This window comes from Sphingomonas cavernae, from assembly GCF_003590775.1.
Classification (GTDB): Bacteria; Pseudomonadota; Alphaproteobacteria; order Sphingomonadales; family Sphingomonadaceae; genus Sphingobium_A; species Sphingobium_A cavernae.
In genome coordinates, this window is the sequence record NZ_QYUM01000003.1 from 982,409 (window position 1) to 998,291 (window position 15,883).

Here is a 15,883-nt window from a genome sequence, read left to right on the forward strand (position 1 = left end):
AACGCAAAATTGGGGGAGTTTGGGCATTTTCGCGATGCGAGGGCCCCGTCCTCTCCCGTTGCGCCGCATTCATGCGGTCGATTTTCCGGTCATTTGCGTCGAAGTAACCGGTGTCATAAGGACATTGAGGCGAACCCCCTTCTATGTCAAGAAGGCAATGAGAGAGAGGATGGCGTTATGCGTTTGATGTTGTTTCTGTGCCTCATGCTGGCGGGCGCGGCTCCTGCCGCCGCGCAAAAGCCCGCCTTTCCGGGGGCGGCAGGGTGGGCGGCCGAGACGCAGGGCGGCCGCGGCGGCCGCATCATTCGCGTGACCACGCTCAATCCCGAAGGCCCCGGCAGCCTGAAGGCCGCGCTCGAGGCCAGGGGGCCGAGGACGGTGGTGTTCGAGGTCGGCGGCGTGATCGATCTCGGTCGCTCCACGCTTACGATCACCGAACCTTATTTGACGATCGCCGGGCAGACGGCCCCATCACCGGGGATCACGATCATCCGCGGCGGGATCGATCTGAAAACGCATGACGTGATCGTGCGCCACATTCGCGTGCGCCCCGGCGTCGATGGACAGCCCAAACGTAGCGGCTGGGAGGTCGACGCCTTTTCCACCGTCGGCGCGTACAATGTCATCGTCGATCACTGCACGATGACCTGGGGGCTCGACGAGAATCTCTCGGCTTCGGGGCCACGCTTCACCGGCAGCACGCCCGCAGAATGGCGCAAGGGGACGTCGCACAACATCACCTTCTCGTACAACCTGCTCGCCGAGGGGCTTGCCAACGCCAGCCATCCCAAGGGCGAGCATTCGAAGGGCTCGCTGATCCACGACAATGCGACGGGCATCCTCATTTATCGCAACATTTACGCGCACAATGTCGAGCGCAGTCCGCTCTTGAAGGGCGGCGTCCAGGCCGCCGTGGTCAACAACCTCATCTATGATCCGGGCAAGCGCGCGGTGCATTACAACCTGATGGCGCTCGAATGGGCGGGGCATCCCTATCAGACGGGCGAGCTTTCGGCGGTCGGCAATGTCATGCGCGGCGGGCCTTCGACCGATGAAGGGCTTCCCTTCCTCATGCTCGGCGGCGATGGCGATCTGCGCTATCACGGCCGCGACAATCTGGCGGTCGACAAGAATGGCAAGCCGCTGCCGATGTTCGGCCGCTATGGCGAAACGCGCGCGAAGCTGATCGAGACGGACAAGCCGGTGATCTGGCCCGCAGAGCTCGACGTGTTGGCAGCGCGCGATGTCGAAACGCACGTGCTCGCCAATGCCGGTGCGCGACCCTGGGACCGTGACGAGCACGACATCCGCGTCCTCTTCTTCGTCGCCGAAGGGCGCGGTGAGATCATCGACGACGAGAAGCAGGTCGGCGGCTATCCGGTGTTCAAGGAAACGCGCGCGCCCTTTGTCGAGACGGAATGGAACCTCGACACCATGGAGCCGAAATCAGGCCGCTATCCCGGCCAGAAGGGCCCCATCCAGGAGACCATGTCGAGCCGCGACCGCGCCATGCGCAACTGAGGTCGAAGGGCATGGCCCACGGCACCTCGGCGGGTCGCGATAGCTAAAGTTCCGTGAACCGGAGACGCGGCTAGCACGGCCTCGGACGCGACGGGGTGATCCGGATCACAGTGAGCGATATCAATGTCAGCTTTGTCGTGGTTAGCGGACGTCTCGAACTCCCTCTCCCTCAAGGGAGAGGGTTGCGCAGACTTGGCGGCTGTGCCGCCTAGTCGGAGCTGGGTGAGGGGGCGTAAGTCAACGGCAACGCACGACTCCCGAGCTTCCGGCCCCTCATCCAACTCCGCCTAGCTGCGCTCACGCGCATCAAGGCTCCGTATCCTTCTCCCTTGAGGGAGAAGGTCTCCTTTTGGTCGAAAGACGACACACTTGCAAATCACAATGTTCCGCATTTGTTCTTGACATTGCGAACCATATTGGTTATATGAGGAGCCGTTCGCTGCATCCCTGATCAGCTTGCGGCGAACAGGCTTTCTCTTGTGGCGGTGTCACTCGAGAACGACCGGCGCGAAGTCATCCGGTATCAAAGACGAAGCTTCGCGTTATCGATCGCCGGCCCGATTTTCCGCCGGAGCGTCGCCCAACGGGCAAGACGGGACCGGGATCATGCGGCAGCGGGTCGTATGAGCCTGACCGGTCAGCGTGGCCCCGCACCGCGGCTTTCCGGTAGACGGCCTTGTCCTTCGGGCCAAGGGTTCACGGTCTGAGGCCACCTGCTCGGAACGGGTTCGAACGGCGACCTCCTGAAAGCCTGGACGCTTTCGACTGAATGCCAATGCCAAAGTCGTCCAGCCCGATGAGCCAATATGGCCTGTCTGGGGGGCAGGCCATATTGGCTCATCCCGTGGCAAGGACGCGCCGGTCGCAACAGCCTGTCTTCATTTTACGGCACAAACATGCCCGTATTTCCAACAGCGGCATCAACTCCCGGGCTGGATATACGGCACGCGCGCGAACAGCTCGCGTTCCCATTGGCGCGGGTCGTTCATGGCGCGCGTCTGCCTGTCGAAAACCATCGTCGTGCGTTGGGGCAGTGTGTAGCCGGGCCAGTCGGGCAGATCGGCATGAGCGGGGCTTCCGGCGCGTGCGAGTGCGGCGAAGGCGCGCATCATCTGTTCGCTCACCCGCTGCGCATCGGCACCCGTTCCCGTCAGCGATCCTTCGGCGTCGAGCGTGCCGAACACCAGCGGAATGTCGTGCGTGTGCGGCGCGCCACGCTCCGGGCGGACGGGCGATGGGAAGTCGAGTTGATAGACCCAGGTCGCGCGGGCTCCTGCGCGCGCGCGGGCATCGGCCTCCTCAACCTGGCCGCGCCAGCTTCGCCCGGCCGTCGTCGCTGCATAGAAGATGTCGGCGGGCGAATAGCGCGGATAGCGCTCGCGGAATTCGGCGACGACCCATTCGGGAAGTATGTCGATCTTCAGTTCGGGTGCGATCCGGTCCGCCAGATTATCCCAGTCGATCCCGACGATCCTCGGATGATCGGGCCCGAAAAAGCCGCGCGTCTCGTCGTGCGTGTTGCCGAGGATCATCGGGATCGCGTTGGACTGCGGATTGGGATCAGGCCAGAAGGGATGGCGCGTCAGCCATTTCATGTCGAGCACCGGGCCCATATAGACACCACCGCCAAGCACCGGATCGGTTGCTTCGAGCGCCTCTACAAGCCGCTCGGTGGGCAGTTCGAGCAGCGCGTCGAGGTTCGTCTCGGCCACGCCGAGTGCGGCCAGATAAGCGCGGGTGCGCGCGGTGGCGTTGAGCGGTCCCGATGCGGTCACCTGCTGTCCGCTCATCGTGGCCGCACTGTGGAACAGCCCCTTGGCGGCGGGCATTCCCATCATCGTCGCGATCTTGGCGCCGCCGCCCGACTGGCCGAACACCATCACGCGCCCCGGATCGCCGCCGAATGCCGCGATATTGTCGCGCACCCATTGCAGCGCGAGGATGAGATCGAGCTGGCCGACATTGCCGCTATCGGCAAAACGGGGGTCCAGCCGCGAGAGATACAGGTAGCCGAGCGCGTTCAACCGGTGATTGATCGTGACCACCACCGCGTCGCCGCGCGCCGCCAGGTGATGCCCGTAGTTGAGCGGGTCGATCACGCTACCCGTCGAATAGGCGCCGCCATGGATATAGACCATCACCGGACGTCTGGCGCGCGGATCGGTCTCGGGCGTCCAGATATTGAGGAACAGGCAGTCCTCGCTCGTCCTCGCATAGCGATCGCCCTTTTGCGGGCACGATGCAGCGAATTCGACGGCCTGTTGGATGGAGTGCGTGGCCTTGGGCGCGGCGGCTGCGCGGAAGCGGTGCTGGCGCGTGTCCTCGCCATAACGAATCCCGCGAAAGACCTTTACGCCGTGCTCGCTGAGCCCGGCATACCGGCCGCCAGCAGCGCGCACATCGGCCGAGGGTTTTGCGGACAATATGGCAGGCGCGACGCCGAACGCGAGCCCGCCCGCGAGCGCCGCGCGGCGTGTCAGCCTAGCGGCGAACATCCAGTTCGCCCGACAGGAAGGCTTCGATATCAGCGCGGCCGAACAGGCTGGCGTCGCCGGGCAGCGAGTGCTTCAGGCAGGTAAGTGCGAGTCCCGAGCGCACCGTCCAGTCCGCGTCTGCGCCGATATGCAGACCGTGGAGCACACCTGCGGCGAAGGCGTCGCCCGCGCCGATCCGGTCGACGATTCCGGCGACGACGACCTCGTCGGTCTGATGCGCGCCCTCGCGCGTGTCGATCCGCGCGGCGATGCGGTGCCGGTCGGCGTCATCGACATGACGCGCCGTGGACGCGATCAGTTTGAGCCTTGGGAAGGCCGCAAAGGCGGCTTCGGCAGCTTCTCGCCGCCGTTCCGGGCCGTCACCGTGGAAGGTGTCGCCAAGCAGCAGCGATACGTCGCGGTGGTTGCCGAACAGCACGTCGGCATGGTCGACAAGTTTGGTCAGGACCGCCTTCGGATCGCTGTCCCAGCTTTCCCACAGACGCGCACGATAGTTGCCGTCGAAGGACACAGGCACGCCAAGCGCCGAAGCCGTTTCGGCGGCTGCAATCGCGGCGGCTGCCGTCGCGGGGCCGAGCGCGGGCGTGATGCCCGAGAGATGCAACCGGCTTGCGCCGTTCAGCAGCGCGGGCCAGTCGAAGACGCCCGCGGGCGCTTCGGCGAAGCTTGAATGCGCGCGGTCATAGACGACCTCCGAGGCGCGCAAGCCCGCGCCGGGCGTCAGGAAATACAGTCCCATCCGCCCATCGCGTCGCTGCACCGCGCTGCAATCGACGCCGTGCCCGCGCAGCGCATCGATCGCCGCCTGGCCAAGCGGATTGTCGGGCGCCGCGCTCACCATCTTCGTGTCGTGACCGAGCCGCGCGAGCCCCACCGCGACATTCGCTTCCGCGCCGCCGACATGTACGTCGAGCCTGCCCGACTGGAGCAGCAGCTCGCGCCCCGGCGCGGTCAGCCGCAAGAGCAGCTCTCCGAAGAAGACGATGCGACCAGCCAAGCGATCCCCCTTTATCAGCGTGCGAGCCAGCCGCCGTCTACAGCCAGGATATGGCCTTGAACATAGTCCGCGGCGGAGGATGCAAGGAATACGGCCGCGCCCCCCAGATCCTTGGGCCGGCCCCAACGGCCCGCCGGGATACGCTCCATGATCTGGCGGTTGCGCGTCTCGTCGTCCTGCAGCGCTGCCGTATTGTTCGTGGCAATATAGCCCGGCGCGATCGCGTTGACGTTGATGCCCTCTGCCGCCCATTCATTGGCGAGCAGCTTGGTGAGCCCGCCGATCCCGCTTTTCGACGCGGTGTAGCTAGGCACGCGTATCCCGCCCTGAAAGGTCAGCATCGAGGCGATGTTGATGATCTTGCCGCCGCCGTTCGGGATCATGTGCCGCGCGGCCGCTTGGGCCAGAAAGAACACCGATTTGAGGTTGGTGTCGATCACCGCATCCCAGTCTTCTTCGGTGAAGTCGATGCTGTCGGCGCGGCGGATGATCCCCGCATTGTTAACGAGAATGTCGAGGCGGCCGAGCTTGTCGACCGTCTCTTTCACGATGCGATCGGCGGGCTCGATCGTCGACAGATCGGCGCTGATGATCTCGGCGCACCGCCCCATCGAACGTGCCTTGGTGACGGTCTCTTCGGCGGCGGAGCGCCCCACCGCCGCAATGTCCGCGCCCGCCGCGGCGAGCGCCAGCGCAATGCCCTGGCCGATACCCGTATTGGCGCCCGTGACGACCGCCACCTTGCCCGAAAGATCGAAGAGACTGTTCATGGGTTCATTCTTCATTCCGTTCGTCCCGAGCGAAGTCGAGGGACTTTGTAATCGCGCTGACGTGTCTCGACTTCGCTCGACACGAACGGGTTATGATGGTTCGATTACTGCAACTGGCAGATGTCGAGGACATTCATGTCGGTATAGTCCTGATTCTCGCCCGCCATCGCCCAGATAAACGCGTACGCTTTGGTGCCCGAACCCATATGGATCGACCAGGGCGGCGAGATGACTGCCTCCTCGTTGCCCATCACGATATGCCGCATCGCCTCGCCCTCGCCCATATAGTGGAAGACGCGGTCATTGGGGCCTTCGAGTTCGAAGTAGAAATAGATCTCGCTGCGCCGCTCGTGAATGTGCGGGGGCATGGTGTTCCAGACGCTGCCGGGCTTGAGTACGGTCAGTCCCATGACGAGCTGCGCGCTGTCGCACACACCCGGGATGACGAGCTGGAAGATCGTGCGCTCATTCGATTCTTCGAGGCTGCCGCGCTCGAGCGCATTGGCGTCGGCGATCGAGAGTTTGCGCGTGGTGAAGGCTTTATGCGCGGGGCAGGAGGCGAGATAGAAGCGTGCGCCTTCGCCCGAAAACAGCACCTCCTTCGCGCCCATCGTCACATACAGGCAGTCCTTGTTGCCAAGCACGAAGGTTTCGCCGTCGACGGTGACCGTACCCTCGACCGAGCCGACGTTGACCACCGCAAGCTCGCGGCGCTCAAGGAAGGGGTGGCCGGCTGCCGAGGGCGGCTCGGTCTGGTCGGGCAGCTTCACGGCGGCGCTGGTAACGTGGACACCGCCGATCACGAAGCGATCGGCATGGGTGTAGTTCAGCACGCACTCGCCCGCGCGAAAAAGGTTCGAGATCAGATACCGATCGCGAAGTTCTTCGTTGGAGACGCACTCCATCATGTCGGGGTGCGTGGCATAATAGGTGCGATCGAACATCGTCTACTCCGTTAAGCAATTTATTCAGGCTGCCGCGGCAACCGGGGGGAATTCGGGATCGTCGAGCTTATAGGCCTTCTTCACCAGCCCATAGGCCAATTCCTGCGCCAGTTCCGCGGCCTCCCATTCGGCCAGCCGGTGCTCGGCGACGAGGCGGGCGAGGAAGGCGCAATCGACGCGGCGCGCGACGTCGTGGCGCGCGGGGATCGAGAGGAAGGCGCGCGTGTCGTCGTTGAAACCGACGGTGTTGTAGAAGCCGGCGGTCTCGGTGGTCATCTCGCGGAAGCGGCGCATCCCTTCGGGGCTGTCATGGAACCACCAGGAAGGGCCGAGTTTCAGGCAAGGATAATGCCCGGCAAGCGGTGCGAGTTCACGCGCATAGGTCGATTCATCGAGCGTGAACAATATGATCGAAAGCCGCGTTTCGGTGCCAAAACGGTCGAGCAGGGGCTTCAGCGCATGGACATAGTCAGTGCGCGTCGGAATGTCGGCGCCCTTGTCTCGTCCATGGCTTTCGAACAGCACGCGATTGTGATTGCGGCATGATCCCGCATGGATCTGCATCACCATGCCGTCCTCGACGCTCATCGCGGCGAATTCTGTCAGCATCTGCGCGCGGAACAGTTCGGCGTCGGCGGGCGTCCAGTTGCCGGTTGCGATCTGACGGAATAGCCGCTCTGCCTCGCCGGCCGAAAGATTGGCGGTGGCGGCGGTGGGGTGGCCATGGTCGGTCGCCGTGGCACCCGCCGCGCGGAAATCGGCGCGGCGCTTGCGATGCGCCGCCAGATAGCCGCGCCAGTCATAGACGTCTTCGCCGCTCAATTCGGCAAAGCGCGCCATCGCGACCGCGAAGTCGTGATGCTCGGGATCGACCACTGCATCGGGGCGGTAGGTGGTGACGATCCGGCCCCGCCAGCCCGAGGCGCGGATTGCGGCGTGATGGTCGAGGGGCTCGTGCGCGCCCTCGGTCGTTGCGAGCAACTCGATCCCGAAACGGTCGAAGAGCGCACGGGGGCGAAAGGCTGGAGTCGCCAGCGCCGCTCCGATCGCATCGAAATACGCGTCGGCGGTGTCGGCGGACAGCGCCGTGTCGAAACCGAAGACCTCTGCGAAAACATGATCGAGCCAGATGCGCGAAGGCGTGCCGCGAAAGAGGTGGTAGTGCGCAGAAAACAGCCGCCATGCCTCGCGAGGATCGGTCGCAGGCACCCCGTTGCGGTCGGGAACCCCGAGCGCGTCCAGTGTGACACCCTGACTGTAGAGCATGCGGTAAAGATAGTGGTCGGGCGCGAGCAGCAATTCGGTCGCATTGGTCCAGGGCGCGTCGCTCGCGAACCAGGCGGGATCGGTATGGCCGTGCGGGCTGATGATGGGGAGGGCCGCCACCTCGCGGTAAAGCGCGCGCGCAATGTCCCGCGTGCGTGCATCTGCCGGAAACAGGCGATCCTCATTCAATTTCAGCGGCCTTGTCATCGCTCTCCCGAGTCCCTTGGTGCGGACTTGATGGGTTATTGGTAACCGGTGTCAGAAAATTGTTCAAGGCGGAAAGCCCGGCTATTGCCCGGCGTTCAATCGACTTTGGGCGGAGGCGCCACCGACGCGCGCCGGATCAGCGACGAAAGGAAAATCGCGGGCTCCGCGGCTGCGTTGCCCTGGCCGGTCGCATCGCCGACGAGCTTCAGCGCCGCCGACCGCGCCATCGCAGCAATCGGCCAGCGGACGGTGGTGAGCGGTGGCCAGATATGCGCCGCGATCGGATTGTCGTCGAAGCCGATCACAGACAGATCGCGTGGAACCTCGAGCCCTCGCTGGCGTGCGGCATGGATCACGCCCGCCGCCATCTCATCGTTCGATGCAAAGATCGCGGTGGGGCGGGGGAGGTGGTCGAGCAGCCGGTCGCCCGCGGCAAGCCCCGATTCAAAGGTGTAGTTGCCGTCAGCGGTCAGGCTGGCCGGAAGCGCGATCCCGGCGGCGGCAATGGCGTCCTCGAAACCCTGGCGTCGTTCCCGCGCAGAGCGGAAACCGTGCGGGCCAAGCACCAGCCCGATGCGCCGGTGCCCCGTCTCGATCAGATATTGGGTCGCCGCACGCACCGCCTCGCGGTCGTTGGACGCGACCATATGCTCGGACGCGTCAAGTTCGGCCGAACCCATGCGCACGTAGTGGCAGCCGATTTCATCGCACAATGCTGCGAGCTCGTCGTTCTCCGAGATCGGCGGCATCAGCATCACCCCGAACAGCCGCTGGCGCTCGAGGAAGCGGCGTATGTCGTCGAGCATCGTCGGTGAGCCGCGATTGACGGGGTGAATGACGAGTTCGAACTCTGTTTCGCGCAGCGTCTCCAAAATGCCCTGTTGCACGCTGAGCACGGTCTGCGCGGTCGGGTTGTCGTGGACCAGGCCGATCAGGAAATTGCGCCTCAGCGCCAGCGCGCGTGCTTGCGGATTGGGGATGTAGCCGAGATCGTCGATCACACCGAGCACGCGTTTGCGCGTATCGTCGTTGAGCAACGGCGAGTGGTTGATGACTCGGCTGACGGTCTTTTTGGAAACCCCGGCAAGCCGGGCGACATCGTTGATCGTCGGTTGAGCGCTTTTTTTCATGGGCAATTGCATAGCTGTTCGTCCCGTTCGCGCCAATCGCCCCTGACGGGAATTGCGTCGTGCACTGACACCGGTTACCAAAGAAGCAAGGAAAGGATCAAGTCGTGACCGAATCTGCGATCATCAGGATCACCCCGGAGGACAGCGTCGGGACGACCTTGCGGGCCGTTGCGGTCGGCGAAACGCTGAGCGTCGGGGATGCAACGCTGATCGCTGCAGAGGCCGTGCCCGCGGGACACAAGATCGCGCTGCGGTCGATTCGATCGGGTGATCCGGTGATCAAGTTCGGCTTTCCGATCGGCACCGCGTCTTCGGCGATTTCGGCGGGCGCGCATGTGCACAGCCACAATCTGGCGACAGCGCTCGCGGGCACGCAAGGCTATCGCTACATGCCCGATCCGTTTCCGTTGACGAAGCGCGATCAGCCACAGCGAAATTTCGAGGGCTATTTGCGCGCCGATGGCCGCGCGGCGACGCGCAACGAGATCTGGGTGTTGCCGACCGTCGGATGCGTGGCCCGCACGGCCGAGAAGATCGCGGCGAGCGCACATGCGCGCCATCGCGGTACGGTCGACGGCGTCTATGCCTTCAAGCATCCTTTTGGCTGCTCGCAGCTTGGCGATGATCTCGGGGCGACGCGCACGGTGCTGGCCGGGCTAGCCAGCAATCCGAACGCCGCCGGTGTCCTGATCGTGGGGCTGGGGTGCGAATCCAATCAGACGTCAGCGCTTCTGGAGACGATCGCGCCCGAAATCCGGCGCAATATCCGCGTGCTGGGCGCGCAGCAGGCAGGCGACGAGGTGGCCGATGGTGTGGCGTTGGTCGACGCGCTTGTCGCCAGTGCCTCTTTTGCAAGGCGGACGACGATCGCACTCGACAAGCTCGTCATAGGTGTGAAATGCGGCGGGTCCGACGGCTATAGCGGGCTGACCGCCAATCCGCTGGTGGGACGAATCAGCGACGCCGTGACCGATGCCGGGGGCACCGCGATTCTGACCGAAATACCCGAAATATTCGGGGCGGAGGAACTGCTCATGCGCCGTGCCGCCGATGAGCATGTGTTCGACGCCACGGTGGCGCTTGTGAACAGTTTCAAGCGCTATTTCATCGGGCACGGCGAGCCTGTTTCGGAAAATCCGTCGCCGGGGAATATCGCGGGCGGAATCACGACGCTTGAGGAAAAATCGCTGGGGGCGGTGCAAAAGGCCGGCCATGCACGCGTCACCGATGTGCGATTATATGGCGAGCGCGTGCGGCACCCCGGACTCACTCTGCTTGAGGCGCCGGGCAACGATGCGGTCTCTTCGACCGCGCTCGCGGCGGCGGGTGCAACATTGATCCTGTTCACCACCGGCCGGGGAACACCGCTCGGTTTTCCTGTGCCGACGATCAAGATCGCATCCAATAGCGAACTTGCGGCGCGCAAGCCCGGCTGGATAGACTTTGATGCGGGAAGCGCGCTCACCCATGGTTTCAACGCTGCGACGGACGCGCTTTTGGATGTAGTGCTGGCGACAGCGTCGGGAACGCCGACCGCAGCCGAACGCAATGACGAGCGCGAGATAGCCCTGTGGAAGCGGGGAGTAACCTTGTGAGCGGAGCTCTTCCGAGCACCGCTGTCTAGTCACTCTTCAATGTCGATGTCGGCGGTGAGCACGACGGGCTTGCCCCGTGGAAGGTTGACCGGCGTCGCTCCCGGCCAGACGCAATTCTGCATGCTTTTTTCGCGACGCAGGATCCAGGCGGTGATGGGCTTGCCGTTCACCGCGCACCGCATGACGACGGCGCGGGGGAGAGAGGCGGGAGCGGAATCCCAGCTAAACCGCATCTCCTGACCCGCCGGCACCGCCTGCCGCCGTGCTTCGACCGGTTTGCCAAGGCTTTCGAAGCGGAGTCGTTCGGCATCGCGCAGCCTGAGCGAGATCCCGCCATAACCCTTGTCGTCCGCACTGCCGCCAAGCGCCAGGCCGTCGACGAGCGGAACCAGCGTCAGGCGAAGGCTCAGTCCGTTTTCGCTTATGCGGATATCGGCGCTTTCGCGCAGCACTGCGCGGCCGGCCACGATCCAATCGGTCGTCATCGTGCCGCGTGCGCCGTGATCCGTCACCTTGCTCGAAACGGGTTTGAAGGTCATCCCCGTCAAAAGCCAGCCGTCAGCGCTTTGCGCGCCGTCGAGCACAATCTGATGCCATGCCCAGAAAAATCCGCGATGATGGATGTGATCCTCGGGATAGAGTTCGGTCAGAACCGTTCCCCTCGCGCTGAGCAGCGGATGCACGAAGGCGGCGGGCGGCGTCGCTCCGGCAGCCGTCAGCTTCGGATCGGGCGCTGCAAGCGGCACGAGTTGCGCCACGCGCCGGCCTTCACGCTGCAGCCACAATCCATCCCGCGGTGCGGCCGGTGGCGACGTGCCCGCGCATGCGGAGAGGAGGAGAGTGCCCAATGCCGCCATGCCGGACAGCCACGAAACAGGCTTCATCGCATTGCCTTCTTGCCAATGACACCGGTTTCCAATACGTCAGTTGAAAGCAATCGACAAGCAGTCAGGGGAGTAGCCGAGGGTGGAAGAGTCGCAGGCCGGACTGGAGCAGGACCGGATCGCAGAAGCCTTTGTATCGGCGCGTCGCGCTGCTCGCGGCCTTTCCGACTATCCCGGAAACATTCCGGAATCTCTGAAATCTGCCTATTCTGTGCAGGATGTAGCGATCCGCCTCCAGGGCGATTCGGTCGCGGGATGGAAGGTCGGTCGCATCATGCCGCCGCTCGACGCGCAGTTCGGCGCCGATCGCCTTGCCGGTCCAATCTTCGTCGCGGGTGTTTTTTTTGAGGGGGATGGGAAACCGGTTTCCATGGCGGTCTTTCAGGACGGATTCGGCGCGGTCGAAGCCGAGTTTCTGCTGCGGATCGGCACGCAACTCGATCCTGCCAAGCGATACTATTCGCTCGAGGAAGCCGCTGACGCGATCGATGCGGTTCATGTCGGATTGGAGATTGCGAGCTCGCCGCTTGGCGCGATCAACGATCTCGGGCCGGCGGTAACCGCTTCGGATTTCGGCAATAATAACGGCCTCGTTATCGGCGCCGCCATTCCGGATTGGCAGAATTCGGGATTCGCGACGTGGCCGGTGACTCTCGCCATCGACGGCGCGGAAATCGGCACAGGTCGCGGCGACAGCATGCCCGACGGACCGGTCGGCGCGGCTCGTTTTCTGTTCGAGCTGATGGCCCGGCGGGGGATCGCGCTCCAAAAGGGGCAGTGGATATCGTCCGGTGCGATCACCGGCGTCCATCGCGTGGCGCCGGGCGCGTCGGTTGAGGCGCGCTTCGGTGCGGACTATGCGGTGCGTTGCACGATAGAGGCGGCGACCGCTCGATAAACGGGAGTAACAGGATGACCTCGATCGAGGCAGAAGGTGTCGCTACGGCCGCTGCACGCGCTGGCCGCTACCGCTGGGTGATCGTCGGACTGCTCTTCGTCGCCACCGCCATCAACTATGTCGATCGGCAGATGATCGGCGTGCTCAAGCCGACGATTCTCGGCGATCTCGGTTGGACCGAGACCGACTATGCGAATGTCATCTTCTGGTTTCAGGCGGCCTACGCCATCGGCTATATCGGCTTCGGGCGTCTGGTCGACGTGGTCGGCGCGCGGCTCGGCTATGCGGTGGCCTTTGTTATCTGGCAACTGGCGCATATCGCGCACGGCGGCGCCTATTCGGTCACGCAGTTCGCGATGGCGCGCTTCGGGCTTGGCATTGGCGAAGCGGGCAATTTCCCGGCGGGCATCAAGGCGGTCACCGAATGGTTCCCCGGCAAGGAGCGGGCCTTCGCCATCGGCGTATTCAATGCCGGCGCCAATGTCGGCGCGATCATCACACCCATTCTGGGCATGACCCTCGTCCCCGCCGTCGGCTGGCGCGCCGCCTTCGTCATCACGGGCGTTGCGGCGTTTGTCTGGCTGATCGCCTGGTGGATCATGTACCGTCACCCGCGCCAGCATGCCAAAGTTTCGGCGAGCGAGCTTGCCTGGATAGAGCAGGATCCCGCCGATCCCGTGATCCCGATCGCCTGGCGCAAGCTTATCGGCATCAAGGAAACCTGGGCCTATGCGCTCGGCAAGTTCTTCATTGATCCGATCTGGTGGTTCTTTCTGTTCTGGCTGCCGGGTTATCTTGGCACGCGCTATGGGCTGGACCTGATGACCTTCGGACCACCGCTCATCGCCATCTATCTTTTGTCCGACGTTGGCAGCATCGCCGGGGGCTGGATGTCATCGCGCCTGATCAAGGCGGGCAGGACGGTCAACGCGGCGCGCAAGATCACGATGCTGGTTTGCGCGATTGCGGTTTTGCCGATCTTTTTCGCGCAGTCGATCGACAATCTCTGGCTGGCGGTTCTCGTGATCGGCATTGCAACGGCCGCGCATCAGGCGTTTTCCGCCAATCTCTATACGCTGCCTTCGGATGTGTTCCCGCGCGGCGCAGTGGGCTCGGTGGTGGGCATCGGAGGCACCGTCGGCGCGATCGGCGGCATGCTGATGGCGAAATATGCGGGTTTCATCCTCGACAGCTTCGGCACCTATACGCCGCTGTTTGCGGTGGCGGGCAGCGCATATTTCCTCGCGTTGCTGGCGGTGCATCTACTCTCGCCCAGACTCGACCGCGTCGAACCGCGCTGACGTGCCCTAGGCGGCGTGGACGAATTTGATCCAAAGCCGGATGGCAGCGAGATGGACCATGCCGAGGAAACTTGAGGGCGTTTGATCGTAGCGGGTGGCGACGGCACGATTGATTTTCAGCTTGCCGAACATTCGCTCAATGCCGTTTCGCTGCCTGTAGAGCTGCCGATCGTGCTCGATCCTTTCTCGGCGATTGGAGCGCGCCGGGATGACAGCCTGTATGCTGCGGCTCGCGAGATCGGCGCGAATGGCGTTGGTGTCGTAGCCTTTGTCGGCCAGCAGAGCCGCCGGAGCGCGGTCCGGCAGGCGGATCAGCGTGTCATAGGCCGTGCAGTCGGCGGCTTCACCACCAGTCAGGTGGAAGGCGACGGGGCGTCCTCGGGCATCAGCCAGACAGTGAAGCTTACTGGTGAACCCGCCCCGCGAGCGGCCAAGAGCGCGTCGACAAGTCCCCCTTTTCCGCCCGCTGCCGAGACCTGGGCGCGAAGGGTGGTGCTGTCGATGCTGTAGTGTCCGGTGTCGGCCATGATCTCGGCAAGCGTCACCGACACGGCCTCCCAGACCCCGGCCTCGCTCCAACGACGGAACCGCCGGTAGATCGTGTTCCAATTGCCGTATTTTGGCGGGACATCGCGCCAAGCAGTCCCACAGCGCAGCCGCCAGAGTATGCCGTTGACTATCGAGAGATTCTGCTCAGGCCTGCGGCCGCGCCCTCGGTTCTCTGGCTCGATCGGCAGCAGACCCTTCAGAACGCGCCATTCTGCTTCGCTCAGATCGCCCCGGCTCAAACCTGCCTCCAAAAGGCAGCCTTGAATCAACCCACACCGTCCACGTCAACCAATTCGTCCACGCCGCCTAATATCCCCCGGTTACGCCGGAATACTCTTGGGGTAGTCCGGCGTAACCCGGCGTATCGTCGACAAAGACTCCGGCGCACCTTGCTTCGTAGGATCACGTAGTTACGTTAGATCTGAACGATCCTATCTTCATGCGCCCCGATCCACTGGCAAGGGAGTTATCGCCGATGAAGACCATCCTGCTCCATGTGCACGACGATGCCGGCCAGGAGGCACGACTGCAGGCTTCGCTAGACATCGCACGCGCGACCGAAGGTCATATCTCGTGCGCTCAGATCACGCCCCTCGAATATTTCGTGGGTACCGATCCCTTTGGCGGCATGTATGCGGTCAAGGAGGTGCTCGCCAAGCTGCGTACCCAGGAAACCCTGGAGCGCGCGCGCCTTGAGGCGCGTCTCGAAACCGAGGGCGTGTCCTGGGATTGGCGGCAGTTCGACGGCAATGTCGTCCAGACGCTGGTCAGCTATGCGCGTCTTGCGGACGTCGTGGTGCTCAGCCAGCCCATGCGCAACGGCGATCCGTTGACCGAACCGATACCCGTGGTGCCCGATGTTGCGATCCACGCGCGCGCGCCGATCCTTTCCGTGCCGGTCAAAGCTCAGGCGCTGAACGTGGCGGGCAAGGCCATGATCGCATGGAACGGATCCTACGAGGCCGCGCACGCGCTGCGTTTCGCGCTGCCGCTCCTCCGCCTTGCGGAATCGGTCCATCTTGTCGAGATCAGCGACGATGCGCGGGAGTTTCCGTCGACCGCGGCCACCGACTATCTCTCGCGACACGGTATTGCAGCGGAGATGCAGGAAATACCACGGGCCGGGCGCGACGCTGGCGCAGCGCTGCTCCACCAGGCAGCGGAACTGGGCGCGAGCTATGTGGTCATGGGCGCTTATGGCCATTCGCGGCTGCGCGAGATGATGCTCGGCGGCGTTACCCGCAAGCTGTTAGGCGAGTCCCCGATCCCGCTGCTTCTGGCCCATTGAAGTCATTATCGGGCGGCGTTGCCGGGAGCGCCGTGAAG

At 63.9% G+C, this 15,883-nt stretch carries 13 protein-coding genes and 1 pseudogene; 5 read left to right on the forward strand and 9 right to left on the reverse strand.

All coding sequences use genetic code 11. The annotated features are described in order from the left end of the window. Positions 1-186 precede the first annotated feature (186 nt). Positions 187-1,521 (forward strand): pectate lyase family protein, encoded by a 1,335-nt coding sequence (locus D3876_RS12355; RefSeq protein WP_238475408.1) that lies wholly within the window; start codon positions 187-189, stop codon positions 1,519-1,521. Between the two features lie 920 nt (positions 1,522-2,441). Here the strand turns inward: D3876_RS12355 and D3876_RS12360 are convergent. The 6 genes from D3876_RS12360 to D3876_RS12385 form a co-directional block, all read right to left on the reverse strand. Then, a complete protein-coding gene (locus D3876_RS12360) occupies positions 2,442-4,016 on the reverse strand; it encodes a carboxylesterase/lipase family protein (protein WP_119762577.1) in 1,575 nt (524 codons plus the stop codon). Further along, positions 4,003-5,013, reverse strand: a complete 1,011-nt coding sequence (locus D3876_RS12365) for a sugar kinase (RefSeq protein WP_238475346.1) — start codon at positions 5,011-5,013, stop codon at positions 4,003-4,005. Before D3876_RS12365 ends, D3876_RS12360 begins: the two co-directional genes overlap by 14 nt. Positions 5,014-5,027: 14 nt before the next feature. Continuing rightward, a complete protein-coding gene (kduD, locus tag D3876_RS12370) occupies positions 5,028-5,783 on the reverse strand; it encodes a 2-dehydro-3-deoxy-D-gluconate 5-dehydrogenase KduD (protein WP_119763815.1) in 756 nt (251 codons plus the stop codon). 104 nt (positions 5,784-5,887) lie between these two features. Beyond that, on the reverse strand, positions 5,888-6,727 hold the full coding sequence (gene kduI / locus D3876_RS12375) for a 5-dehydro-4-deoxy-D-glucuronate isomerase (protein WP_119762579.1): 840 nt from the start codon (positions 6,725-6,727) through the stop codon (positions 5,888-5,890). Positions 6,728-6,751: 24 nt separating this feature from the next. Further along, positions 6,752-8,200, reverse strand: coding sequence for a glucuronate isomerase (gene uxaC / locus D3876_RS12380; protein WP_119762581.1), 1,449 nt, complete (start codon positions 8,198-8,200; stop codon positions 6,752-6,754). 95 nt (positions 8,201-8,295) lie between these two features. Continuing rightward, positions 8,296-9,330, reverse strand: coding sequence for a LacI family DNA-binding transcriptional regulator (locus D3876_RS12385; protein WP_119762583.1), 1,035 nt, complete (start codon positions 9,328-9,330; stop codon positions 8,296-8,298). 104 nt (positions 9,331-9,434) lie between these two features. On the opposite strand from D3876_RS12385, the gene D3876_RS12390 reads away from it, so the two are divergent. Then, positions 9,435-10,925, forward strand: a complete 1,491-nt coding sequence (locus D3876_RS12390; protein WP_119762585.1) for a UxaA family hydrolase — start codon at positions 9,435-9,437, stop codon at positions 10,923-10,925. 29 nt (positions 10,926-10,954) lie between these two features. On the opposite strand, the gene D3876_RS12395 is transcribed toward D3876_RS12390, so the two are convergent. Continuing rightward, positions 10,955-11,809, reverse strand: coding sequence for a DUF6807 family protein (locus D3876_RS12395; RefSeq protein ID WP_119762587.1), 855 nt, complete (start codon positions 11,807-11,809; stop codon positions 10,955-10,957). A gap of 82 nt (positions 11,810-11,891) precedes the next feature. Between D3876_RS12395 and D3876_RS12400 the strand changes: the two genes are divergently transcribed. Continuing rightward, complete coding sequence (locus tag D3876_RS12400) at positions 11,892-12,707, forward strand: 2-keto-4-pentenoate hydratase (protein ID WP_238475347.1); 816 nt, start codon at positions 11,892-11,894, stop codon at positions 12,705-12,707. Positions 12,708-12,721: 14 nt separating this feature from the next. After that, positions 12,722-14,008 (forward strand): MFS transporter, encoded by a 1,287-nt coding sequence (locus tag D3876_RS12405; RefSeq protein ID WP_119762589.1) that lies wholly within the window; start codon positions 12,722-12,724, stop codon positions 14,006-14,008. Positions 14,009-14,014: 6 nt separating this feature from the next. Here D3876_RS12405 and D3876_RS12410 read toward each other — a convergent pair whose 3' ends face one another. Both D3876_RS12410 and D3876_RS20875 read right to left on the reverse strand, forming a co-directional pair. Continuing rightward, positions 14,015-14,647, reverse strand: a complete 633-nt coding sequence (locus D3876_RS12410) for an IS5 family transposase (RefSeq protein WP_338014316.1) — start codon at positions 14,645-14,647, stop codon at positions 14,015-14,017. Then, positions 14,617-14,826, reverse strand: a pseudogene (locus D3876_RS20875) (transposase); the annotation flags it as partial. The gene D3876_RS12410 and the pseudogene D3876_RS20875, both read right to left, overlap by 31 nt. Positions 14,827-15,032: 206 nt before the next feature. Here D3876_RS20875 and D3876_RS12415 point away from each other — a divergent pair. Next, entirely contained in the window at positions 15,033-15,845 is an 813-nt protein-coding gene (locus D3876_RS12415; RefSeq protein ID WP_119762591.1) for a universal stress protein, read from the forward strand. The last annotated feature ends 38 nt before the right edge of the window (positions 15,846-15,883 follow it).

Coding starts and splice junctions, on each gene's coding strand:
- kduD (WP_119763815.1), bottom strand. CDS start 5,783: ATGAACAGTCTCTTCGATCTTTCGGGCAAGGTGGCGGTCGTCACGGGC.
- D3876_RS12385 (WP_119762583.1), bottom strand. CDS start 9,330: ATGAAAAAAAGCGCTCAACCGACGATCAACGATGTCGCCCGGCTTGCC.
- D3876_RS12415 (WP_119762591.1), top strand. CDS start 15,033: ATGAAGACCATCCTGCTCCATGTGCACGACGATGCCGGCCAGGAGGCA.
- D3876_RS12360 (WP_119762577.1), bottom strand. CDS start 4,016: ATGTTCGCCGCTAGGCTGACACGCCGCGCGGCGCTCGCGGGCGGGCTC.
- D3876_RS12395 (WP_119762587.1), bottom strand. CDS start 11,809: ATGAAGCCTGTTTCGTGGCTGTCCGGCATGGCGGCATTGGGCACTCTC.
- D3876_RS12405 (WP_119762589.1), top strand. CDS start 12,722: ATGACCTCGATCGAGGCAGAAGGTGTCGCTACGGCCGCTGCACGCGCT.
- uxaC (WP_119762581.1), bottom strand. CDS start 8,200: ATGACAAGGCCGCTGAAATTGAATGAGGATCGCCTGTTTCCGGCAGAT.
- D3876_RS12355 (WP_238475408.1), top strand. CDS start 187: ATGTTGTTTCTGTGCCTCATGCTGGCGGGCGCGGCTCCTGCCGCCGCG.
- kduI (WP_119762579.1), bottom strand. CDS start 6,727: ATGTTCGATCGCACCTATTATGCCACGCACCCCGACATGATGGAGTGC.